This is a genomic window from Propioniciclava sp., assembly GCF_029977985.1.
Taxonomy (GTDB): Bacteria; Actinomycetota; Actinomycetes; order Propionibacteriales; family Propionibacteriaceae; genus Propioniciclava.
This window is the reverse complement of the sequence record NZ_JARKOT010000162.1, coordinates 1-7,637: the sequence shown is the minus strand read 5'-3', so window position 1 is coordinate 7,637 and position 7,637 is coordinate 1. Positions and strand designations below refer to the sequence as shown.

Here is a 7,637-nt window from a genome sequence, read left to right as displayed (position 1 = left end):
TGGCGGTTGGGGCTCACAATGAGGGCGCTCCAGCGCTCCAAACGTGAGCCCCAACCGCAACTCGGGGGTGGTCCCCGACTGTCGCACGGGGGTGTTGGTTCCCACGGGCGGCCCTCGACCATCTGGGCGACCTCTTGGGTTGACTCCGGATCCGCCCTCGACGCCGCCGTTGGCGTGCTCGTGAGCGGGGCGCTGAGAAGCGGGGCCGCAAGACCACCCTGACCGCACAGGCGGCGTCCTCTTGGCAGTGGGGACGCCCTCCGAACGCGTGTGGCGGTTGGGGGACACCCCCGTGTGACGGTCGGGGCCCACAAAGTGGGCGCTCCAGCGCCCTAAACGTGAGCCCCGACCGCAACACGGGGGGCGCCCGGACCGTCGCACACGATGGGATGGGGGTTCTCCGGCGCGGGGGCGCTCGGGAGGGAGGGGGCGACCGTAGGCTGATCCATCGTGAACCGTTACGCCTCCGACGTGCTCGCGAAAGGCTGGCAGCAGGCCGGCAAGCGGACCGCGACGCCCACCCCGGTGACGAAGGAGCTGGTGCTCGAGGAGCCCACGTCCGGGTTCGTGGGCGCGGTGGTGACGTGGGAGAACGGCTCGGTCGTCCTCGAGGACCGCAAGGGCCGGCGGCGCAGCTTCCCCTTCGGCCCGCACTTCTGGCTGGACGGGAAGCCCGTCGACCTTCGGCCCCCCCAGCGCCCGGAGACCGCGCGCGACGCCGACCAGGCGCGCCGGCGCACGCATACGGCGTCGGGATCGCGCGTGGGGCCGGTGGCGCAGGCGAAGGTCGCGCTGCCGAGCCGCATCTACGTGGAGGGACGTCACGACGCCGAGCTGGTCGAGAAGGTCTGGGGAGCCGACCTGCGCCATGTCGGTGTGGTCGTCGAATATCTGGGGGGCATCGACGACCTGCCCGCGATCGTCACCGATTTCGCTCCCGGCAAGGGGCGACGCCTCGGCGTGCTCGTCGATCATCTCGTGCCCGGCACGAAGGAGTCCCGCATCGTCGCGCAGGTGAGCGGCGAGCACGTGTTTGTCACCGGGCACGCCTCCATCGACATCTGGGAGGCCGTGAAACCCGCACGCCTCGGCCTCGACGCCTGGCCGCGCATCCCGAAGGGCACCGACTGGAAGCACGGCATCTGCGCCGCCCTCGGCTGGCCCCACGCCACCCAGGCCGACATCGCGGCCGCCTGGCATCGCATCCTGCGGCAGGTCCGCGGGTGGGAGGACCTCGACCCGCGCCTGCTCACTGAGGTGGAGAAGCTGATCGACTTCGTCACCGAGGACCATCTGGACCGGGACTCGTGATGGACACCGCCGCCATCGCGCGCCTGCTCTGCGACGTCGCCGCCGACGTCGTCCTGCCGCGCTGGCGATCGCTGGCCGCCGACGAGGTCGTCCAGAAGCGCCCGGGCGACCTCGTCACCGTCGCCGACCGGGAGGCCGAGGAAGCCCTCACCACCGCCCTGCACGCTGCCTTCCCCGATGCGCTGATCGTGGGCGAGGAGGCGTCCTTCGCCGACGGAACGACGCTCACCCGCTTGCCCGAGGCGGCGCACGCCTTCGTGATCGACCCCGTGGACGGCACCCGCAACTTCGCCTCCGGCAGCCCCGATTTCGGAGTCATGCTCGCCGAGACCCGCCACGGCGAGGCGGTTCGCGGCTGGATCTGGCAGCCCGTCCATGACGCGCTCTACGTCGCCGAGCGCGGCGGCGGCGTCACCCGTAACGGGACGCCGCTGGCGCCGGTCGGGCGCCGCGCGCCGTGGGAGGTCGCCGGGCCGCGACGGTTCCCGGGAGGAGGGAGCGCGGAGCTCACCTTCACGTGGACCCACGGCGCCTGCGCCATCGACTACCCCCTCCTGCTCGCCGGCGGCGTGGATGCGCTCGTCTACAACACCGTCCATCCCTGGGACCACCTCGCCGGCACCCTCATGGCCCGCGAGGTGGGCGGCGAGGCGCAGCGCATCGGTGGGAGCCGGCCGTGGCATGCCGGAGGCGACGGCGGTCAGCTGCTCGTGGCGGCCGAGCCGGCGATTCTGCGGGCGCTGACCCAGCACGCGGCGTCCCTGATGTGAGAACCCCGCGCGGCGGTGGATGCTGGGCACGGACGGCTCAGGGGTGACCGGCCGCTCGAGGGTGGGCCGGGCGCTCAGGAATGGGTCGGCCGCAGGAGCGGCAAGGGGCGGCGTCGGGGGCGTCCGGCCCGCTCGTACTGTGCGAAACGGACGGCCGCGATCTCCTCAGCCTGTGCGCGGGGGAGCGGCCAGTCGCTGGTGGAGTCCCAGACGTGCTCGACCGCGGTGCCGGCGTCCCACAGAGCGACGAGGGTCGCCTCGAGCCAGGCCAGTTCGGCGCGCTGGATGAAGGCGGCGGCCCGGTCCATGGCGGGACCGTGGCCGGGCACGACCACCGTGTCGCGGCGGAGCGTGCCGAGCGTGCCGTCGAGGGTGCGCGGCCAGTCGGCCAGCGAGGAGTCGGGACCGGCCCACGCGAAGGGCGCCGACTCGAGCAGGTCGCCGGCGAACACGACGCCGCGGGCCGGCACGTGCACGGCCACGTCGGCGGTGGTGTGACCGGGACCGAAGTGGACGAGCTCGGCGTGGCAGTCGCCGAGGTCGATCGTGGCGGCGAGGCTGAAGGTGCGTGCGGGGAGGGCGAGATCGCCGCGGGTGAGGCCGAGCTCGGCGAGCTCTTCGGCGAGGCGTTCGTGTTCCCGGGCCTCGGGCAGATTGCGGTGCCCCCACGTGCGCGGCCCTGCGAACGCGCTCAGCCCGTAGCAATGGTCGAAGTGGGCGTGCGTGACGACGACGTCGGTCAGGGGTGCCTCGCCCAGCACGGACGCCGCCGCCTCCCGGATGGCGCGCCCCTGGGCGGGTGACGAGCCGGTGTCGACGAGCAACGCCCCGGTCGTGCCCACCACCAGGCCCACGTTCACGGTGGCCGGTTCCGCGACGGCCACGTAGACGCGGTCGGCGACGGCTTCGAACGGCGTCAGGGAGAAGTCCACCGGCTCACCCTAGCCGTGCCGAAGAAGATCGCTCCCCGTCGCCGGGAGGGGTGCCGGGGCGAAGGGGAGCGCCGGGGCGAGGAGGAGTGCCCGACGGGCGCGAGGAGGCAGTGCCCCACGGGCGCGAGGAGAGGGCACCCACGCGGTAGACTGGCACTCTGTCGTGTCGAGTGCCAGCGGGAGGGAGGTGACCATGCTCGACGACCGCAAGCTCGCGATCCTGCGGGCCATCGTCACCGACTACGTGGCCTCGCAAGAGCCGGTGGGCAGCAAGGCCATCGTGGAGCGCCACAACCTGAACGTGTCGCCGGCGACGGTCCGCAACGACATGGCCGTCCTGGAGGATGAGGGCTACATCATGCAGCCCCACACCTCCGCCGGCCGGATCCCCACCGACAAGGGCTATCGCCTCTTCGTCGACCGCCTGGGCGCGGTCAAGCCGCTCAGCCTCGCCCAGAAGCGGGCCATCGCCACGTTCTTGGCGGGCGCGCTCGACGTGGACGACGTGGTCCGCCGGACCGTCGCCCTGCTCGCCCAGGTGACCCGGCAGGTCGCGATCGTGCAGTATCCCCTGCTGTCCACGTCGAGCATCCGGCACGTCGAGATCGTCCGGCTCGGCGGCGACCGCGGCCTCGTCATCTGCGTGAGCAGTTCGGGCAGCATCGAGCAGCGCGGCGTCCCGCTCGGCGATGCCACGGCCGACGACGTCGCGCTCGTGCGCGCGCGTCTGGCGGACCTGCTCGTCGGCAGCACGGCGCGCGAGGCCATCGACCGCCTCGCCACCGCGCCGGACGCCCTCCCGCCGGCCCTGGTCCCGCTCGCGGCCACGATCGCGTCCGCCCTGCTCGAGATCCTCGGCGAGGAAGCGAGCACGCGCGTGGTGGTGGGCGGCGTCCCGAACCTCACCCGCTTCGGCGACCAGTTCGAGACCACCGTGAAGCCGGTCCTCGAGGCGCTCGAGGAACAGGTGGTGCTGCTGCGCCTCCTCGGCGAGGCGACCTCGCCGAACGACGTGACCGTTCGCATCGGCCACGAGAACCCCTACGAGCCGCTCCAGTCGACGTCCGTGGTGGCGTCGGCGTACGGTGCGGACTCCGACGTGTGGGCCACCCTCGGCATCGTGGGTCCCACGCGGATGGACTACCCGTCCACCATCGCGTCCGTGCGCGCCGTCGCACGGTACGTGGGCCGCTTCCTGGCCGAAGGCTGATCCACCGAGTTTCACCGAAGGACGACGTTGAGCGACTACTACGAGGTTCTGGGCGTGCCCCGGGACGCATCGAGCGAGCAGATCAAGAAGGCCTACCGCAAGCTCGCCATGAAGTACCACCCGGACGTGGCCGACGACGCCGACAGCGCCGACAAGTTCAAGCAGATCGGCGAGGCCTATGCCGTTCTCTCCGACCCGCAGAAACGCCAGATGTACGACCTCGGCGGCGACCCGATGCGCGCGGGCGGGGGTGCGGGCGGCATGGGCGGTTTCGGATTCCCGGGCGGTGCGTCGGGCTTCGACATGGGCGGCCTGTTCGACGCGATGTTCGGCGCGCAGGGCCAGCGCGGCCCGCGGAGCCGGGTGCGGCGGGGGCAGGACGCCCTCGTGCGGCTCAACCTGTCCCTGGCCGAGGCGGCCTTCGGCGTCACCAAGCCGGTGCGGGTCGAGACGGCGGTCGTCTGCCCGTCGTGTGCCGGCAAGGGGGCGGCCGACGGAGCCGAGCCGCAGACCTGCTCGACCTGTCACGGTCAGGGCGACGTGCAGACGGTCCAGCGCAGCTTCCTCGGCGACATCCGGACCGTCTCGCCGTGCCCGAACTGCCGCGGCTACGGCACCGTCATCCCGAACCCTTGCGGCGAGTGCTCGGGCGAGGGCCGCGTCCGCAACACGCGGACGATCAACGTGAAGATCCCGGCGGGCGTGAGCACCGGGAACCGGGTGCACCTCGACTCCCAGGGCGAGGTCGGCCCCGGTGGCGGTCCGGCCGGCGACCTCTACGTCGAGCTCACCGTGAGCAATCACGAGGTCTTCAAGCGCGACGGCGACAACCTCGAGATGGTCGCCCGCCTGCCCATGACGGCTGCCGCGCTCGGCACCGATGTGTGGGTGGACACCCTCGAGGCCGAGGTCGAGGGCACCACGGCAGACGAGGCACGCGTCAAGGTGAGCGTCCCGGCCGGCACCCAGTCGGGAACTCGGCTCGTCGTGACCGGACGCGGCGTGCCGCGGCTGCGGGGCTCCGGACGCGGCGACCTCGGCGTTACGCTGTTGGTGCAGACCCCGACGTCCTTGGACGACACGCAGCGCGACCTGTTGCGCCAGCTGGCCACCGCGCGCGGCGAGAGCCGTCCGGCGGCGACGGTGGACCGTGGACACAAGGGCTTCTTCAGCCGACTGAAGGACGCCTTCGACGGCTGAGCCAGGAGGAGGACCATGACCGAGGCGCTGTTCCTCGCGGACCTGAACCACCCGCAGGTGGGTGGGGAGTTCACGCTGGGCGGCGACGAGGGCCGCCATGCCGCCGCCGTGCGCCGGGTCCGGCCGGGGGAGACGATCATGGTCGCCGACGGGGCCGGCACCGCCATCAAGGGCGAGGTGACGGCGTCCGACAAGACCTCGGTGACCCTCCGGATCGACGAGGTGCTGCAGGCGGAGCGGCCGCCCGTCCGCTACGTGGCGGCGCAGGCCCTCGCCAAGGGCGACCGCGCCGAACTGGCCGTCGAGATGCTCACCGAACTCGGCGTCGACCGGATCATCCCGTGGCAGGCGTCCCGGTCGGTCGTCCGGTGGACCCCCGACCGCGAGGAGCGCCAGCTCGGTCGCTGGCGCTCGACCGCCCGCGAGGCCACGAAACAGAGCCGTCGGTTGCGCGTCCCGATCGTGGCCGCGCCGGTGAGCACCCGCGAACTCGCGCTGCTGGCCCGTGACGTGGCGTGCACCTTGATCCTCCACGAGGGTGCGGCCGACCCGATCTCGCACCTCGACCTGCCGACCGAGGGGGACGTGTTGCTGGTCATCGGCCCCGAGGGTGGGCTCACCGGCGAGGAGATCGCCGCGCTGGAGGAGGCGGGCGGCCGCCAGGTGCTCGTGAGCGACGCCGTGCTGCGGACGTCGACCGCCGGCGTCGTCGCGCTGGCCCAGCTGCAGGCGCTCCAGCGGCGCGTGTCGAAGGCCAAGTGAGCGACGCATTCGGCTTCACGCCCGGCGTCGCGCTGCCCGGAGGGCGCGGGCGCACGGGCGTCATCGCCACCCCCCACGGCACGATCCGGACGCCGGCGTTCGTCGTCGTCGGGACGCAGGCCACGGTGAAGGCCGTGCTGCCGGAGGCTGTCGCGGCCGTCGGCGCGCAGGCGGTGCTCGCGAACGCCTATCACCTCTATCTCCAGCCGGGCGCCGACATCGTGGACGCCGCCGGCGGGCTCGGCGCCTTCATGAACTGGACGGGGCCGACGTTCACCGATTCGGGCGGCTTCCAGGTGATGAGCCTCGGCGTCGGCTTCCGCAAGGTCTTGGCCATGGACGCCGCGGGCGTCGCCGACGACGACGTGATCGCCGACGGCAAGGAGCGCCTGGCCCACGTCGACGACGACGGGGTCACGTTCCGGTCGCACCTCAACGGCGACCTGCACCGGTTCACGCCGGAGGTGAGCATGCGCGTCCAGCACGCACTGGGCGCCGACGTCATGTTCGCCTTCGACGAGTTGACCACGCTGAAGAACACCCGCGGCTACCAGGAGGCGTCGGTGGAGCGGACGCACCGGTGGGCGATCCGCTGCCTGGCCGCCCACCGCGAACTCACCGCCCAGCGGGCGGACAAGCCCTATCAGGCGTTGTTCGGGGTGGTGCAGGGCGCCCAGTACGAGGACCTGCGCAGGCAGGCCGCCCGGGGGCTGGCCGACCTGGCGGTCGACGGCCAGCGGTTCGACGGCTTCGGCATCGGCGGGGCACTGGAGAAGGAGAACCTGGGCACGATGGTGGGCTGGTGCGCCGACGAGCTGGGCGACGACCGGCCGCGGCACCTGCTCGGCATCTCCGAGCCGGAGGACTTCTTCACGGCCGTCGAGAACGGCGCGGACACCTTCGACTGTGTGAATCCGAGCCGGGTGGCGCGCAACTCGGCCGTCTACACCGCTGACGGCCGCTACAACCTGCTCACCGCGGCGAGCCGCCGGCACTTCGGGCCCGTCGAGGACGGCTGCGACTGCTATACGTGCGCCCACTACACGCGCGCCTACCTGCACCACCTGTTCAAGGCGAAGGAGATGGTGGCGTCCACCCTCGCGACGATCCACAACGAGCGGTTCACCGTGCGCCTCGTCGACGACATCCGGGACGCCCTGGAGCAGGGGCGCTTCGCGGACTTCCGCGACGCGTTCCTGGGCCGCTGGCTCGCCGGGCGGCGCTGAGGGCGGGCGCGGGACGAAGGCCGGGTGGGGAGTGCTCCCCATGGGGTGTGACTCCTGATCGTGTCGTTTGTGTGGTTGGCCTTGACACGTTCCTAGTCTGGGATACGTAGTTACCCAGAGTTGGAGGAGGGATGATGGTGGTCGTGTTCGAGCAGTGGAGTGCCGCCGAGTTGGACGCCGAGCGTCGCCGGTTGGTCGACAGCCTGGCCGGGTTGTCGGACTTCAC

At 72.2% G+C, this 7,637-nt stretch carries 7 protein-coding genes; 6 read left to right on the top strand and 1 reads right to left on the bottom strand.

Features of this window, described 5'->3' with window-relative positions; translation table 11 throughout:
* The first annotated feature begins 447 nt into the window (after positions 1-447).
* Together Q1K57_RS10055 and Q1K57_RS10050 are read left to right on the top strand one after the other, a co-directional pair.
* A complete protein-coding gene (locus Q1K57_RS10055) occupies positions 448-1,311 on the top strand; it encodes a DUF3097 domain-containing protein (RefSeq protein WP_300081848.1) in 864 nt (287 codons plus the stop codon).
* Positions 1,311-2,081: an inositol monophosphatase gene (locus tag Q1K57_RS10050; protein ID WP_300081846.1), complete on the top strand. Its 771-nt coding sequence runs from the start codon at positions 1,311-1,313 to the stop codon at positions 2,079-2,081. Before Q1K57_RS10055 ends, Q1K57_RS10050 begins: the two co-directional genes overlap by 1 nt.
* 74 nt (positions 2,082-2,155) lie before the next feature.
* On the opposite strand, the gene Q1K57_RS10045 is transcribed toward Q1K57_RS10050, so the two are convergent.
* Positions 2,156-3,013 carry an MBL fold metallo-hydrolase gene (locus Q1K57_RS10045; RefSeq protein ID WP_300081843.1) on the bottom strand — a complete coding sequence of 286 codons (858 nt, stop codon included), beginning with the start codon at positions 3,011-3,013 and terminating at the stop codon, positions 2,156-2,158.
* Between the two features lie 193 nt (positions 3,014-3,206).
* Here Q1K57_RS10045 and hrcA point away from each other — a divergent pair, with 193 nt between their 5' ends.
* Genes hrcA through tgt form a run of 4 tightly spaced genes read left to right on the top strand, consistent with a single transcriptional unit; the run spans position 3,207 to position 7,411 of the window.
* Positions 3,207-4,223, top strand: coding sequence for a heat-inducible transcriptional repressor HrcA (gene hrcA / locus Q1K57_RS10040; protein ID WP_300081840.1), 1,017 nt, complete (start codon positions 3,207-3,209; stop codon positions 4,221-4,223).
* A gap of 27 nt (positions 4,224-4,250) precedes the next feature.
* Entirely contained in the window at positions 4,251-5,423 is a 1,173-nt protein-coding gene (dnaJ, locus tag Q1K57_RS10035) for a molecular chaperone DnaJ (RefSeq protein WP_300081838.1), read from the top strand.
* Between the two features lie 15 nt (positions 5,424-5,438).
* A complete protein-coding gene (locus tag Q1K57_RS10030) occupies positions 5,439-6,185 on the top strand; it encodes a 16S rRNA (uracil(1498)-N(3))-methyltransferase (protein WP_300081835.1) in 747 nt (248 codons plus the stop codon).
* Entirely contained in the window at positions 6,182-7,411 is a 1,230-nt protein-coding gene (gene tgt, locus Q1K57_RS10025; protein ID WP_300081832.1) for a tRNA guanosine(34) transglycosylase Tgt, read from the top strand. Before Q1K57_RS10030 ends, tgt begins: the two co-directional genes overlap by 4 nt.
* Positions 7,412-7,637: the final 226 nt, after the last annotated feature.